The 14,234-nt window shown below is 34.0% G+C and carries 13 protein-coding genes; 11 read left to right on the top strand and 2 right to left on the bottom strand.

The annotated features are described in order from the left end of the window. The first annotated feature begins 123 nt into the window (after positions 1-123). The 6 genes from NAT50_RS08255 (at position 124) to porT (ending at position 4,623) form a co-directional block, all read left to right on the top strand. Positions 124-744 carry a bifunctional nuclease family protein gene (locus NAT50_RS08255; RefSeq protein ID WP_250592779.1) on the top strand — a complete coding sequence of 207 codons (621 nt, stop codon included), beginning with the start codon at positions 124-126 and terminating at the stop codon, positions 742-744. A 41-nt stretch (positions 745-785) separates the two neighbouring features. After that, positions 786-1,610: a thymidylate synthase gene (locus tag NAT50_RS08250; RefSeq protein WP_250592777.1), complete on the top strand. Its 825-nt coding sequence runs from the start codon at positions 786-788 to the stop codon at positions 1,608-1,610. A 253-nt stretch (positions 1,611-1,863) separates the two neighbouring features. Then, complete coding sequence (locus NAT50_RS08245; RefSeq protein ID WP_250592775.1) at positions 1,864-2,190, top strand: 2TM domain-containing protein; 327 nt, start codon at positions 1,864-1,866, stop codon at positions 2,188-2,190. Continuing rightward, positions 2,190-2,675, top strand: coding sequence for a dihydrofolate reductase (locus tag NAT50_RS08240; protein ID WP_250592774.1), 486 nt, complete (start codon positions 2,190-2,192; stop codon positions 2,673-2,675). Before NAT50_RS08245 ends, NAT50_RS08240 begins: the two co-directional genes overlap by 1 nt. 497 nt (positions 2,676-3,172) lie before the next feature. Next, positions 3,173-3,904 (top strand): bifunctional demethylmenaquinone methyltransferase/2-methoxy-6-polyprenyl-1,4-benzoquinol methylase UbiE, encoded by a 732-nt coding sequence (ubiE, locus tag NAT50_RS08235; RefSeq protein WP_250592772.1) that lies wholly within the window; start codon positions 3,173-3,175, stop codon positions 3,902-3,904. Between the two features lie 8 nt (positions 3,905-3,912). Beyond that, the gene (gene porT / locus NAT50_RS08230) at positions 3,913-4,623 is read left to right on the top strand and encodes a type IX secretion/gliding motility protein PorT/SprT (RefSeq protein WP_250592771.1); all 711 of its coding nucleotides are present in this window, start codon (positions 3,913-3,915) and stop codon (positions 4,621-4,623) included. Between the two features lie 11 nt (positions 4,624-4,634). On the opposite strand, the gene NAT50_RS08225 is transcribed toward porT, so the two are convergent. Then, positions 4,635-5,366, bottom strand: a complete 732-nt coding sequence (locus tag NAT50_RS08225; protein WP_250592770.1) for a TrmH family RNA methyltransferase — start codon at positions 5,364-5,366, stop codon at positions 4,635-4,637. Positions 5,367-5,404: 38 nt separating this feature from the next. On the opposite strand from NAT50_RS08225, the gene tamL reads away from it, so the two are divergent. From tamL to accD, 3 genes are all read left to right on the top strand, one after another. After that, a complete protein-coding gene (tamL, locus tag NAT50_RS08220) occupies positions 5,405-7,948 on the top strand; it encodes a translocation and assembly module lipoprotein TamL (RefSeq protein WP_250592768.1) in 2,544 nt (847 codons plus the stop codon). Positions 7,949-7,991: 43 nt separating this feature from the next. Then, positions 7,992-9,059 (top strand): class II fructose-bisphosphate aldolase, encoded by a 1,068-nt coding sequence (gene fbaA / locus NAT50_RS08215; RefSeq protein WP_250592767.1) that lies wholly within the window; start codon positions 7,992-7,994, stop codon positions 9,057-9,059. A gap of 77 nt (positions 9,060-9,136) precedes the next feature. Further along, complete coding sequence (accD, locus tag NAT50_RS08210; RefSeq protein ID WP_250592867.1) at positions 9,137-9,991, top strand: acetyl-CoA carboxylase, carboxyltransferase subunit beta; 855 nt, start codon at positions 9,137-9,139, stop codon at positions 9,989-9,991. A 116-nt stretch (positions 9,992-10,107) separates the two neighbouring features. Here the strand turns inward: accD and NAT50_RS08205 are convergent, their stop codons facing one another. Beyond that, complete coding sequence (locus tag NAT50_RS08205; RefSeq protein WP_250592765.1) at positions 10,108-11,358, bottom strand: ABC transporter permease; 1,251 nt, start codon at positions 11,356-11,358, stop codon at positions 10,108-10,110. A 119-nt stretch (positions 11,359-11,477) separates the two neighbouring features. On the opposite strand from NAT50_RS08205, the gene purH reads away from it, so the two are divergent. Together purH and NAT50_RS08195 are read left to right on the top strand one after the other, a co-directional pair. Next, entirely contained in the window at positions 11,478-13,010 is a 1,533-nt protein-coding gene (gene purH, locus NAT50_RS08200; protein ID WP_250592764.1) for a bifunctional phosphoribosylaminoimidazolecarboxamide formyltransferase/IMP cyclohydrolase, read from the top strand. Between the two features lie 140 nt (positions 13,011-13,150). Next, positions 13,151-14,179 carry a rod shape-determining protein gene (locus tag NAT50_RS08195; RefSeq protein ID WP_250592763.1) on the top strand — a complete coding sequence of 343 codons (1,029 nt, stop codon included), beginning with the start codon at positions 13,151-13,153 and terminating at the stop codon, positions 14,177-14,179. Positions 14,180-14,234 lie beyond the last annotated feature (55 nt).

Below are 14,234 nucleotides of genomic sequence, written 5' to 3'. Positions count from 1 at the left end.
TTGCATATCAATAATTGTTAATAATTTAATGCATTAAAACTGAAACATTTCGCCTTTAACAGTTTATAACAGTGAGCATTCCGTAATGCAATCGTAATCAAAAATTAGAAAACTAAAACCATAATGAGTTTAGTCAAATTATCAATAAAAGGGATTTCATATAGCCAGACACAAAACGGAGCTTATGCTCTCATATTGAATGAAGTAGACGGAGATCGAAAATTACCAATAGTTATCGGAGCTTTTGAAGCTCAATCGATTGCTATCGCTTTGGAAAAAGAAATTAAACCGCCTCGTCCTTTAACACACGATTTATTTAAAAACTTTGCAGACCGTTTTGATATTGTCATCAAACAAGTAATCATTCATAAATTAGTTGATGGGGTATTTTATTCTAGTATGATTTGCGAAAGAGATAAAATAGAAGAAATTATCGATGCTAGAACCTCAGATGCTATAGCATTGGCATTGCGTTTTAACGCTCCTATTTTTACCTACAAAAACATTTTAGACAAAGCTGGAATTTACCTAAAAATTAATCCTGAAACTGAAAATCAGGAAGAAGACGAAGCGATTCTAACCACGCCTGAAACTTTTGGATTAGAGGAAACTAGCGATAAGCAAAATGCATTCGCAAAATTAAGTTTATCCGAATTACACGAAATGCTTGAGCAAGCTGTACAAGATGAAGATTATGAAAAAGCTGCGAAAGTTAGAGATGAAATTTCGAAAAGAGAATCTTAATTCATAAATCGCTATTAACATCAAAGACCGAAAGAACTACAATGAAACAATATTTAGATTTAGTAAAGCACGTTTTAGAAAACGGTAACCAAAAAGGAGATCGTACAGGAACAGGAACCAAGAGTGTCTTCGGATACCAAATGCGTTTTGATTTGAGCGAAGGTTTCCCTATGGTAACAACGAAAAAACTACATCTAAAATCGATCATTTATGAGTTGTTATGGTTTTTAAAAGGCGACACCAACATTAATTATTTAAAAGAAAACGGTGTAAAAATCTGGGACGAATGGGCTGACGAAAACGGAAACCTTGGCCCTGTTTATGGTCATCAATGGCGTAACTGGAATAGTCAAGAAATTGACCAAATTTCAGAACTCATAGAAACTTTAAAAAAGAACCCTAACAGTCGTAGAATGTTAGTTTCTGCTTGGAATCCTTCGGTTTTACCGGACGATAAAAAAACTTTCTCTGAAAATGTAGCTAACGGTAAGGCCGCTTTGCCTCCGTGTCATGCTTTTTTTCAGTTTTATGTCGCTGATGGCAAATTATCGTGTCAATTGTACCAACGCAGTGCTGATATTTTTCTTGGCGTTCCATTCAATATTGCTTCTTATGCGCTATTGACCTTGATGATTGCTCAAGTTTGCGACCTTCAACCCGGAGAATTTATCCATACTTTTGGTGATGCTCACATCTATAACAACCATTTGGAACAATTAGAGTTACAACTAAGTCGAGAGCCAAGACCGTTACCAAAAATGATTTTGAATCCTGCTGTTAAAAATATTTTTGATTTCAAATTTGAAGATTTCTCCTTAACAGACTACGATCCGCATCCTCATATCAAAGGACAAGTATCTGTTTAATTTCTGTCAAAAAATCAAAAAAATCTTTTTTGCTGTTATCTTCAACCGCTAATTTCTATTGGCTAGGACTGAAAACGACAAATACGAAGTTTAGGATTATTACAAAACTAGATACTTCTAAATAAAAGCGATTACAAAAAAGGTTTTTAGTTTTCAAAACGGAAGAAAAGTCAGAGCAAAATATGTCTTACCGATTAATTTTAATTTAAAATAATCCAAAAAAATAGTATCTTTAATTCGTAAACTAAACATTATGGACATTAACCAACACGAACTTTACGAATACGCACGGCTTCGATTGAAGCAGAAAAAACGTTTATACTTTCATTTTGTTCTTTTTGTATTGGGTAGCATTTTCTTTATTGCTTCCAACAAATTAATGAATATACTACCCGAAACCAATTGGGCCGTTTGGGCAATTATTATTTGGTTGTTCATTTTTATTCTCCACTTCATTAGAGTATTTGTAACCGATAGTTTTATGAATAAAAAGTGGGAAAGAGAACAAATTGATAAACTGATGGCAAAACAAGAACGCCGAATAGAACAATTGCAAAAAGATTTAGACCAACAAAGCTAATGATTACATTAATTGCTGCCGTAGGTAAAAATAACGAATTAGGAAAAGACAACCAGTTGCTTTGGCATCTTCCGGATGATTTCAAAAGGTTTAAATCGATAACTAGCGGTCACCATATAATTATGGGTAGAAAGACATTTGAAAGCTTTCCAAAACCACTTCCTAATCGCACTCATATTATTATTACAAAGAATAAGAATTATAACGCTCCCGAGGGTTGTATTGTAGTTCATTCTTTAGAAGCAGCTCTTGATGCCGTTCCTGAAAACCAAAACGTGTTTGTCATTGGTGGCGGGGAAATTTACAAACAATCTATATCCATAGCAGATTGTCTAGACATTACCAGAGTAGATGGTGATTTTGAAGCGGATACTTTTTTCCCTGAAATTGATTCTAAAAAATGGAAACTAACACAAAGCACTTTTCATGATAAAGACGAAAAACATTCCTTCGCCTTTACTTTTGAAACTTATCATAAAATCTAAAATTTATTCAAAAAAAACACCTCATTAAGAGGTGTTTTTAAATAATACCGATATGATGTTTCCAATCAATTTTGTAAAGTCTTTACTGTTCAACCAAAATTATATTGGCCAATAAAAACCGAGATTAGAATCTCTATGCTGTATTACCAAATACCACTAAAGTAATACAACAAAACTAAATTTCCAAAAACAAATTTAACCCAAAGAACGTTTGTGACACTTTTATGCAATTGGGTAACAATTGCAGCTCATGATTGGAATTACAAATTAACCGTGTCTGTTAATTCATTTTTTCATCATTAAATGTTAAGAACATTTTCTAGTATTATTCTGATTGTAAAAATAGTAATTTTACACAATCAACACAATACCAAATTGTTAGTATTTTAAAAAATACCCGATTTTAATGATAAAAACGATGAAAATTGCTAATTATTCGATGAAACACATGTTTTTAGCTATTAAAATTTAATCCTATCTTTGTTAAAAATTATATCATGTCAATTAGTACTAAACCATATAAAGATTCCGACTCTAGTAAGAAGGAACAAGTTGCTCAAATGTTTGACACCATCTCTTCTGAGTATGATAATTTAAATAGAGTTATTTCATTTGGAATAGACGTGTCTTGGAGAAAAAAAATAGTAAAGATGGTGGCTTCTAAAAATCCAAAATTACTATTAGACGTAGCTACCGGAACCGGAGATTTAGCAATATTACTTTCGCAAACTAATGCGGAAAAAATCATTGGTTTGGATATTTCTGCAGGAATGTTGGAAGTTGGAAAGCAAAAGATTGCTCAAAAAAACCTTTCTTCAAAAATTGAAATGGTTTTAGGCGACAGCGAAAAAATTCCTTTTGAAGACAATACTTTTGATGCGATAACAGTTGCTTTTGGAATCAGAAATTTCGAGAACTTAGAATCTGGCTTGTCTGAAATATATAGAGTTTTAAAACCAAACGGTCAATTCATTATTTTAGAAACTTCGGTTCCAGAAAAATTCCCGTTCAAACAAGGTTACAATTTTTACACTAAAAACATCCTACCGTTAATAGGACGCTTATTTTCAAAAGATAAAGTTGCTTACAAATATTTATCCGATTCGGCATCAATTTTCCCTTACGGAGAGCGTTTAAACAATATTTTACGTAATATTGGGTTTATAGATGTAAAAAACCTTCCTCAAACTTTTGGGGTAGCTACCATTTATAGCGCATCAAAAAAATAACGACCAAAATGACGAAAAGACTTTTCATCACTATTTTAATTTTAGCGACAACCATCACAAACGCACAGGTTTTCAAGAAAAGCATGTTTGCCAAAAAACCGCTTATTAATCTTGAAAATTTCGACAAACAAAGGGTTCACTTTGGTTTTTACTTGGGATTTAATAGCTATGATTTTAAAATAGATAAAAAATTTGACGGAGAAGACATTTTGGTTGATAGTCAGATGGGATTCAACGTAGGACTGATTTCTAATTTGCGCATCAACGAATATATCGATTTACGATTTGAACCAGGTTTACACTATGGACAACGCAATCTGACGTTCCCGAATCTTACCGATCCCGTAGATCGATTAAGAGAAGTGAAATCGACATACATTCATTTGCCGTTATTGGCTAAATTCTCTTCCAAACGATTAGGAAATGTTAAACCATATGTGATTGGAGGATTATCCACTTCTATGAATTTGTCGAGTAATGCCAATTCACCTGACGATAATTCTGCAAACCGTTTCAGAATGTTGAAAAACACTAACAATTATGAATTAGGCGTGGGCATTGACATGTATTTTGAATATTTTAAATTTTCGCCTTCCATCAGAGGTGTTTTCGGTTTAAAGAATGAAATCATTCCCGACGCAGATCCTAATAGTCCTTGGACAGGAAACGTAGCTAGCATGTCTACCCGCGGAGTGTTTATCAATTTTGCTTTTCATTAAAAAGCCTTTTGTTAGGACTCTTTACGCTTAAATTCACTCAAAACAATAGCGGTTGCCATAGCTACATTAAGGCTTTCGGTTTGTTGTAAATCTCCAAATCGAGGAATCGAAATTTTTTGAGTGACAAGGTTTTCAATTTTCTCAGAAATACCATTGGCTTCGTTTCCTAAAACAATAATGCCTTCTTGCGGCAAGGCCTGTTTGTAGATATTTTCACCTTCCATAAAAGTTCCGAAAACAGTTTTTGAAACTTTCTTCAAATACCTTTCTAAATCTACATAAGTCACATTCACTCTTGCTATAGACCCCATGGTAGCCTGAACAACTTTTGGATTATATACATCTACAGTTTGTTCGGAACAAACAATTTGTTGAATCCCAAACCAATCACAGAGACGGATAATAGTTCCTAAATTTCCCGGGTCACGAATATCATCTAAAGCAACAACTAATCCCGAATCGTTTACCTCTTTATCTTGAGGGATTTTAAAAAGTGCCAAACAATCGTTAGCAGTAGTTAATGCTGAAATTTTATTTAATTCTGCCGTAGTTACAACACTTTTTTTATGCTCCGGGATTTCAGAAAACATGGGATGCGTTACAAACAATTGCTCTAGTTCTAAACTAGAATGCAAAAGTTCCTCAATCACCTTTACTCCCTCTGCAATAAATAATTGATTTTGTTTTCTATATTTTTTTTGTTGTAAACTCGTTATAAGTTTTATTTGGTTTTTACTAACCATAAAAAAAAGTGTATTTTTGAACTAAATTTCAGATTCTATTGAATAATTTCTCTACAAAAATAGTATTAATTCTTCTAATTGCAGTACTTTTATCTGCCTGTGATGCAGTAAAAAAAGTTCCTGCCAACCAACATCTTTTGACCAAAAACACGCTTCAAGTGGATGGTAAAAAAGTAAAAGACGAAGATGTAGTAGCGCACATACAACAGCAACCCAACTCTAACATTCTAGGAATTAAGTTGCGTTTGCACATGTATAATTTAGCCAAAGAAAATACAGATTCTATTTTTAAAGCAAAATACAATCAGAACCCAAAAAAATATTATCGATTAGCCAAGCTTCTTTCCAAAAAACAAATCAACAGATTGAGTAAATCTTTTTGGTATTATGGTTGGCATAATTTTTTAAGAAAAACAGGAGAAGCCCCAGTAATCATTGATACTATAAAAACAGCACGCTCTGTTAAAAGACTTAAAGCTCATTATTTTAATTTGGGCTATTTCGATGCTGTTGCCAAACATAAAATAGATTACCTCAAAAATAAAAAAGGAAAAATACATTATGAGGTTGTTAAAGGAGAACCAACTTTTCTAGACACGATTTCAACCAATATACAATCACCTGTGATTGATTCACTTTATGAAAGTGTGAAAAGAAAATCGCAGATTAAAATTGGACAACAGTACAAAACAGAAAATTTTGATAGCGAAAGAACTCGTTTGACTTCCTATTTTAGAAACAATGGAGTTTACCATTTTCAACAACAAAATATTTTTTTTGAAATCGATACTACTTCTAAAAAGGCTCCAGTTATCGTTAATATCACCAATCGTGAATACAAAATAAACGACTCTACAAAAACGAAGCCTTACGAGATTTATAAAATTGGAGAAGTAAATATCTTCACCAATGATTTATCCAACCGAAACCAAAAACAAGTAGCCGATAGTGCCATCTATAAAAACTTCAACATTTATAGCACCAACAGACTTCGCTACAGACCCAAAGCATTAACAGATGCCGTTTTTATACAAAAAGGAAATGTTTATAGTGACGAAAACAGAACACTAACTCTCCGATCTTTAAGCAACCTCAGAGTGTTTAATTACCCTAACATTCAATACGTTGAAGATACGTTAACCAAAACTGTCAAAGCCAATATTTATCTAATTTCAAAAGACAAATACAGTTTTAGAGCCAATGCCGATTTTACGCATTCCAATATCATGGATTTTGGTATTGCCGGTAGTACTTCTTTCTCTATTCGAAATATTTTTAGAGGAGCTGAAATATTGGAATTAGGACTCAGAGGAAACATTGGTTCTTCTAAAGATTTGGCCAATCCGAACAATCAGTTTTTCAATCTATCCGAAGTCGGTGCAGATTTACGTCTAACTTTCCCAAGACTGTTTCTTCCTTTTAACACCGATAGAATTATTCCCAAAAGAATGTTTCCCAACTCTTTGATTAGTTTAGGGTTTTCAAAACAGACCAATATTGGATTGGATAAAGAAAACCTTACTTCTACCATTAACTACAGTTGGGTTCCAAATAAAAATACCGATATCAAACTTGACTTGATCAACTTACAATACGTCAAAAACGTTAACATCGACAATTATTTCAACGTTTACAATTCTTCATACAACCGACTAAACAATCTAGCAGAATTGTACAATACTGATCCTACTTTAGTAGATGCCAACGGAAATTTGACTATCCCAACAGGATCCAATCAATTTATAACAAATGCGCTACAGAACATTTATCCTAGTTTAGATCCTAATAGTACCGATTATAAAAACATTAAAAGTATTAAAGAACGAAAAGATCGTTTAACGGAAAACAACTTAATCTTCGCTTCCAATTTCAGTTTCAGTAAAAACAATAAAACTGATTTTTTTGACAGACAGTTTTATAGTTTCCGTAGTAAAGTTGAAGTAGCAGGAAACTTTTTAACCGTACTCTCCGATCTTAGCAATCAACCAAAAAATGATGATGGAACCAGAGACTTTTTTGGATTAACCTATTCACAATACATAAAAACCGATTTTGAATTTATACGTCATTGGGATTTAAAACGAAACAAATCGATTGCCTTTCGAAGCTTTTTCGGAATTGCAATTCCTTACGGAAATTCTAAATCAATTCCTTTTTCACGAAGTTATTTTGCTGGGGGAACCAACGATAACCGAGCTTGGCAATCCTATAGTTTAGGTCCAGGTAGCTCCGGTGGTCTGAACGATTTTAACGAAGCGAATATGAAAATTGCTTTGAACACTGAATTTCGATTTAAGTTTTTTGGCGATCTTAATGGAGCTATTTTTGCCGATTGCGGAAATATTTGGAATGTTTTTGATAATGAAACCGATGAAACAAAGATTTTCTCAGGAGTCCAATCGCTAAAAAATTTGGCACTAGGAACCGGAATGGGATTCAGATACGATTTTAAATTTTTCATCGTCAGATTTGATTACGGTTTTAAAACCTATAATCCCGCTTTAAAAGAAGGAGAAAAATGGTTTAAAGAGATGCGTCTCAATAAAGGAGTTCTAAATATTGGTATTAACTATCCATTCTAAAAACTAAATTTGTAATTTTGTCAATCTTATAAAAAACTATTACATGGCTCACAACATAAAACCAGGTGTTGCAACCGGCGACCAAGTACAGGAAATTTTTAACTACGCTAAAGAAAAAGGCTTTGCCCTTCCTGCTGTAAACGTAGTAGGTTCGAGCACTATTAATGGAGTACTTGAAACTGCAGCAAAATTGAATGCTCCCGTAATTATCCAGTTTTCTAACGGAGGTGCACAATTTAATGCTGGTAAAGGATTATCTAACGAAAATCAGAAGTCTGCCATTGCAGGAGCTGTTGCAGGAGCAAAACACATCCATACTTTAGCCGAAGCGTATGGTGCTACCGTTATCCTTCATACGGACCACTGTGCTAAAAACCTTTTACCTTGGATTGATGGTCTGTTGGATGCCTCCGAGAAACATTTTGCCGAAACAGGAAAACCTTTATACTCTTCTCACATGATCGATTTATCAGAAGAACCACTTCATGAAAATATCGAAATTTGCAAAGAGTACTTAAGTCGTATGAGTAAAATGGGAATGACTCTGGAAATCGAATTAGGAATTACTGGAGGTGAAGAAGATGGAGTGGACAACAGCGATGTAGACAGTTCAAAATTATACACACAACCCGAAGAAGTAGCCTATGCGTATGAGGAATTAATGAAAGTTTCTCCTAGATTCACTATTGCGGCTGCTTTCGGAAACGTTCACGGTGTATACAAACCCGGAAACGTGAAGTTAACCCCTAAAATTCTGAAAAACTCGCAAGAGTATGTTCAAAAAAAATACAACACTGGAAACAATCCTGTAGATTTTGTTTTCCACGGTGGTTCTGGATCGACATTAGAAGAAATCAGAGAAGCTATTTCTTACGGAGTAATTAAAATGAACATTGATACCGATTTACAGTTTGCTTACACCGAAGGTATTCGAGATTACATGACTTCTAAAATTGATTACTTAAAAACCCAAATCGGAAGTCCTGATGGTCCAGATTCTCCTAACAAAAAACATTACGATCCTAGAAAATGGGTTCGTGAAGGTGAAATCACTTTCAACAAAAGATTAGAGCAGGCTTTCGCCGATTTAAATAACGTAAATACACTTTAATTGTTATGAATGAGGAGTTACAAGTTTTCGACTCGCAACTCATCAATTATAACTTAAAAACTCATAACTTTAAAATTATGGCTTGGTTCAAAAGAAAAGAAAAAGGAATTACTACTCCCACTGAAAATAAGAAAGATGTTCCAAAAGGATTATGGTACAAATCTCCTACTGGAAAAATTGTAGATGCTGAAGAATTAGCAAGAAATTTATGGGTGAGTCCTGAAGATGATTTTCACGTGAGAATTGGAAGTAAAGAATATTTTCAAATTTTATTTGACAACAATGAGTTTGTTGAATTAGATGAAAATATCACTTCTAAAGACCCACTACATTTTGCAGATACCAAAAAATATTCTGATCGTCTAACAGATGCAATGAGTAAAACCAAATTAAAAGATGCGGTTAGAACTGGTGTTGGAAAATCGAAAGGTGAAGATTTAGTTGTTTGCTGTATGGATTTTGCTTTCATTGGTGGTTCGATGGGAGCTGTAGTAGGTGAAAAAATCGCTAGAGGAATCGATTATTCTATCAAAAACAACATCCCTTTTGTAATGATTTCAAAATCGGGTGGTGCGCGTATGATGGAAGCCGCTTACTCATTAATGCAGTTAGCAAAAACTTCTGCCAAATTAGCTCAATTAGCTGAAGCTAAAATTCCTTACATCTCTTTATGTACAGATCCTACAACAGGAGGAACAACAGCTTCTTACGCTATGTTAGGAGATATTAATATTGCGGAACCAAAAGCTTTGATTGGTTTTGCCGGTCCTCGTGTAGTAAAAGATACAACAGGAAAAGAATTACCAGAAGGTTTCCAAACCGCTGAGTTCGTATTAGAGCATGGTTTCCTTGATTTTATTGCTCATCGTAAAGAGTTAAAAAATAAAATCAACTTATACCTTGATTTGATCTTAAACAGAGAAATTCGATAATAGAATTTTATAAAATACAATACCCCAAAATAGTTACTTACTGTTTTGGGGTATTTTTTTATATCAATAGAAAAAGTTGAATCTATTGAGCTTGTAGATTTTTGATTAATTAAATACTACATCCCACTACGAATCGCCTCCACGGGATCTAATCTAGAAGCAATATAAGCCGGTATAATTCCAGAAATCAACCCAACACTAATCGATAATCCAAATCCCCACAAAATATTTCCAATACTTAAGACAAACTCAAAGTCAAGCACACGCGTCAAAGCAATCGATAGAAGCCAAACGAGAGTAATTCCAACTAGCCCTCCAATAAAACACAGAACAATAGCTTCAAATAAGAATTGGAATAAGATAAACTTGTTTTTGGCTCCCAATGATTTTTGAATCCCAATCAGGTTGGTTCTTTCTTTCACAGAAACAAACATGATATTAGCAATTCCGAAGCCTCCAACTAGAAAAGAAAAGAAAGCAATTCCAATACCTACTTTATTCATCATACTAATAATCCCGTCTAACATTTCAGTTAATCCAGAAAGTACATTAATGAAAAAATTATCTATTTCATTTTGTTTTAGTCCACGATAATTTCTTAGTTTTTGAGTTAACTCTTCTTTAAACGATTCAATATCTACCCCATCCACCGGTTTGATTAAAATAGCAGGAGTAATCATTTCATTATTGTCACCATACATTCTTCGCAGAAAATTAACTGGAATATAAACCGAAGTATCCTGATTATCATCAAAAACACCAGAACCTTTTTTCTTCATCACTCCAATAACCGTAAATCTTTGACCATAAAGTCTTACCTTTTTCCCTATAGGTTCCAAGTCATCAAATAAATTTTCAGCGATTTGATACCCCAAAACAATTACCGGCGACCCCGAATTGGATTCGGCTTCATTAAAAAATCGGCCTTTTTCAAATTCTAATTTTTGTATATCGGACAATTCAAAAGTAGTAGGTCCAATACTGACAGAACTTACCGTTTTCCCTTCAAATTGCATGTTTTCGTTTCGAGTAAACAACTGAAAACACATGGCATCAAGATTATTGAGCGATTTTTTGAGATATTCAAATTCATCAAAAGTAACTTTAGGAAACTGTTCCCTTTTCCATTTCGGTACTTTAGTAGGGCCAAAAGAAACGTTAGTCAGATAGATTGTATTTTTATCTAGTGAACTAAGATCCTTTTTTATCTTTTTATCTAAAGAATCTACTGCTGTGAGTACCGCTATAATTGAAAAAATTCCAATAGTCACACCTAATAATGACAATAAAGTACGAAGTTTATTATTGCGCAAAGCACTGACTGCGAAGCTAAAACTCTCCTGCAACAAACGAATATAAATCATCATAACGAGTACTATTTACAACATGTTAGTATAAAAAAACGATAATTGTTACATTTTTTGTTCCATTACCATGTAATTACAACGGAATAAATTACTTTTGTACCACAAATTACAACAACACAATGAATACTACAAAAACAATTAAATCGGCACTGATTTCAGTGTACGATAAGACTGGTTTAGAGCCCATCGTTAGAAAACTTCACGAACTTGGTGTTATTTTTTATTCAACCGGAGGAACCGAAGAATTTATTTTAAATCTTGGTATTCCTGTAGTTCCAATAGAAGATGTTACTTCCTACCCTTCTATCCTAGGAGGAAGAGTAAAAACCCTACATCCTAAAATTTTCGGAGGTATTTTGAACCGTCAAGAAAACGAAACCGACATTGAACAAATGCGCGAGTTCGAAATTCCTCAAATTGACTTAGTCATCGTGGATTTGTATCCCTTCGAGAAAACAGTTGCATCAGGTGCCAGTGACTCAGAAATTATTGAAAAAATAGATATCGGAGGAATTTCATTAATCAGAGCTGCTGCTAAAAACTTCAAAGACACTGTAATTGTTCCTTCAGTAAAGGAATACGAATTATTTTTAAACATAATTTCCGAGCAAAACGGAGCAACGACTTTAGAACAAAGAAAGATTTTTGCTACCAAATCGTTTAATGTTTCTTCCCATTACGATTCGGCAATTTTCAACTACTTCAACCAAGACGAAACCGAAACGGTTCTTAAAATCAGTGAAACACAAGGAAATGTGCTTCGCTATGGAGAAAATCCACATCAAAAAGGATTCTTTTTTGGTGATTTTGAAGCAATGTTTGACAAATTACACGGAAAAGAATTGTCCTATAACAACTTGTTAGATGTTGATGCCGCTGTCAATCTAATTAACGAATTCAAAAACGATGCTCCTACTTTTGCCATCCTAAAACATAATAATGCTTGCGGAATTGCTACTCGAAAAACAATGAAGGAAGCCTATTTGGATGCGTTAGCGGGAGACCCAACTTCTGCTTTCGGTGGTGTTTTAATAGCCAACGGAAACATCGATTTAGCTACGGCTGAAGAAATCAATAAATTATTTTGCGAGGTAATCATTGCTCCAAGTTATGACAACGCCGCTATTGATATTCTAGAAGAAAAGAAAAACAGAATTATTTTGGTTCAAAAAGAGACAGAACTTTCCAAAACAACGGTAAGAACTTGTCTAAACGGAATTTTACTACAAGATAAAGACTTAGTAACCGACAACCAAGAACATCTGAAAACAGTAACCCAAACCTCTCCATCCGAAGCAGAAATTGAAGATTTACTTTTTGCTTCAAAAATATGCAAGCACACCAAATCGAATACTATCGTTTTGGCAAAAGGCAAACAACTATGTGCTTCAGGAACAGGTCAAACTTCGAGAGTAGATGCGTTACGTCAGGCTATTGAAAAAGCAAAATCTTTCGATTTCGATCTTACCGGAGCTGTAATGGCAAGCGATGCTTTTTTCCCTTTCCCTGATTGTGTTGAAATTGCTAACCATGCCGGAATTACTTCTGTAATTCAACCTGGAGGATCTATTAAAGACGAATTAAGTATCAATTACTGTAATGAAAATCAGATATCAATGGTTTTTACAGGAATCAGACATTTTAAACACTAAACCTTAAATATTTTACAATATTTACAAATGCATCGATAAAATTTTATTGATGCATTTTTTATTTTGAATTATACGGAATAATTTTTATACTTTTGCGTTTGGAATAGACTATATTAAACATACTAACCCTCAAATAAAATATGGGATTTTTTGATTTCATGACCGAGGATATCGCCATAGACCTTGGTACCGCAAATACTTTAATCATTCACAACGACAAAGTTGTTATCGATAGCCCTTCTATTGTTGCTCGCGACCGTATAACTGGAAAAATAATCGCAGTTGGTAAAGAAGCCAACATGATGCAAGGGAAAACACACGAAAATATTAAAACAATCCGTCCTTTGAAAGATGGGGTTATTGCTGATTTTGATGCATCAGAACAAATGATTAAAATGTTAATCAAGAGTATCCCTGCCTTACAAAAACGTCTTTTCACTCCAGCTTTACGTATGGTAATATGTATTCCTTCAGGAATTACCGAAGTAGAGATGCGTGCGGTAAAGGAATCGGCTGAGCGTGTTAATGGAAAAGAAGTGTATTTGATTCATGAACCTATGGCTGCTTCTATCGGTATCGGAATCGATATTATGCAACCTAAAGGAAACATGATTGTAGATATAGGTGGTGGTACTACGGAAATTGCTGTAATTGCATTAGGAGGTATTGTATGTGACAAATCGGTGAAAATTGCCGGTGACGTTTTTACCAACGACATCATTTATTATATGCGTACTCAACACAATTTATTTGTGGGAGAAACAACTGCTGAAAAAATTAAAATTGAAATAGGAGCTGCAACAGAAGATTTAGACTCTCCACCAGATGATATGTCTGTTCAAGGGCGTGATTTATTGACTGGAAAACCAAAACAAATTGAAGTTTCTTCCAGAGAAATCGCTAAAGCCTTAGATAAATCTATACAACGTATCGAAGACGCGATTATGGAGACTTTATCTCAAACTCCTCCTGAATTAGCGGCTGATATCTATAACACCGGTATTTATCTTGCAGGTGGTGGATCTATGTTACGAGGTTTAGACAAACGTATTTCACAAAAAACAGATCTTCCCGTATTTATCGCCGAAGATCCATTAAGAGCTGTAGTTCGAGGAACAGGAATGGCCTTAAAGAATATCAACAAATACAGAAGTATTTTAATTAAATAACAATAGACCAGAATCTATCATCGAAACATCGATCGATAGAGGTTCAACAGATTCA

Origin of the sequence: Flavobacterium luminosum (assembly GCF_023635005.1) — a bacterium.
Taxonomy (GTDB): Bacteria; Bacteroidota; Bacteroidia; order Flavobacteriales; family Flavobacteriaceae; genus Flavobacterium; species Flavobacterium luminosum.
This window is presented reverse-complemented; position numbering and strand designations above follow the sequence as displayed.

Bases quoted from the DNA above. Each gene is read 5' to 3' on its own strand.
- NAT50_RS08255 (WP_250592779.1), top strand. From the start codon at position 124: ATGAGTTTAGTCAAATTATCAATAAAAGGGATTTCATATAGCCAGACA.
- NAT50_RS08250 (WP_250592777.1), top strand. From the start codon at position 786: ATGAAACAATATTTAGATTTAGTAAAGCACGTTTTAGAAAACGGTAAC.
- NAT50_RS08245 (WP_250592775.1), top strand. From the start codon at position 1,864: ATGGACATTAACCAACACGAACTTTACGAATACGCACGGCTTCGATTG.
- NAT50_RS08240 (WP_250592774.1), top strand. From the start codon at position 2,190: ATGATTACATTAATTGCTGCCGTAGGTAAAAATAACGAATTAGGAAAA.
- ubiE (WP_250592772.1), top strand. From the start codon at position 3,173: ATGTCAATTAGTACTAAACCATATAAAGATTCCGACTCTAGTAAGAAG.
- porT (WP_250592771.1), top strand. From the start codon at position 3,913: ATGACGAAAAGACTTTTCATCACTATTTTAATTTTAGCGACAACCATC.
- NAT50_RS08225 (WP_250592770.1), bottom strand. From the start codon at position 5,366: ATGGTTAGTAAAAACCAAATAAAACTTATAACGAGTTTACAACAAAAA.
- fbaA (WP_250592767.1), top strand. From the start codon at position 7,992: ATGGCTCACAACATAAAACCAGGTGTTGCAACCGGCGACCAAGTACAG.
- accD (WP_250592867.1), top strand. From the start codon at position 9,137: ATGGCTTGGTTCAAAAGAAAAGAAAAAGGAATTACTACTCCCACTGAA.
- NAT50_RS08205 (WP_250592765.1), bottom strand. From the start codon at position 11,358: ATGATGATTTATATTCGTTTGTTGCAGGAGAGTTTTAGCTTCGCAGTC.
- purH (WP_250592764.1), top strand. From the start codon at position 11,478: ATGAATACTACAAAAACAATTAAATCGGCACTGATTTCAGTGTACGAT.
- NAT50_RS08195 (WP_250592763.1), top strand. From the start codon at position 13,151: ATGGGATTTTTTGATTTCATGACCGAGGATATCGCCATAGACCTTGGT.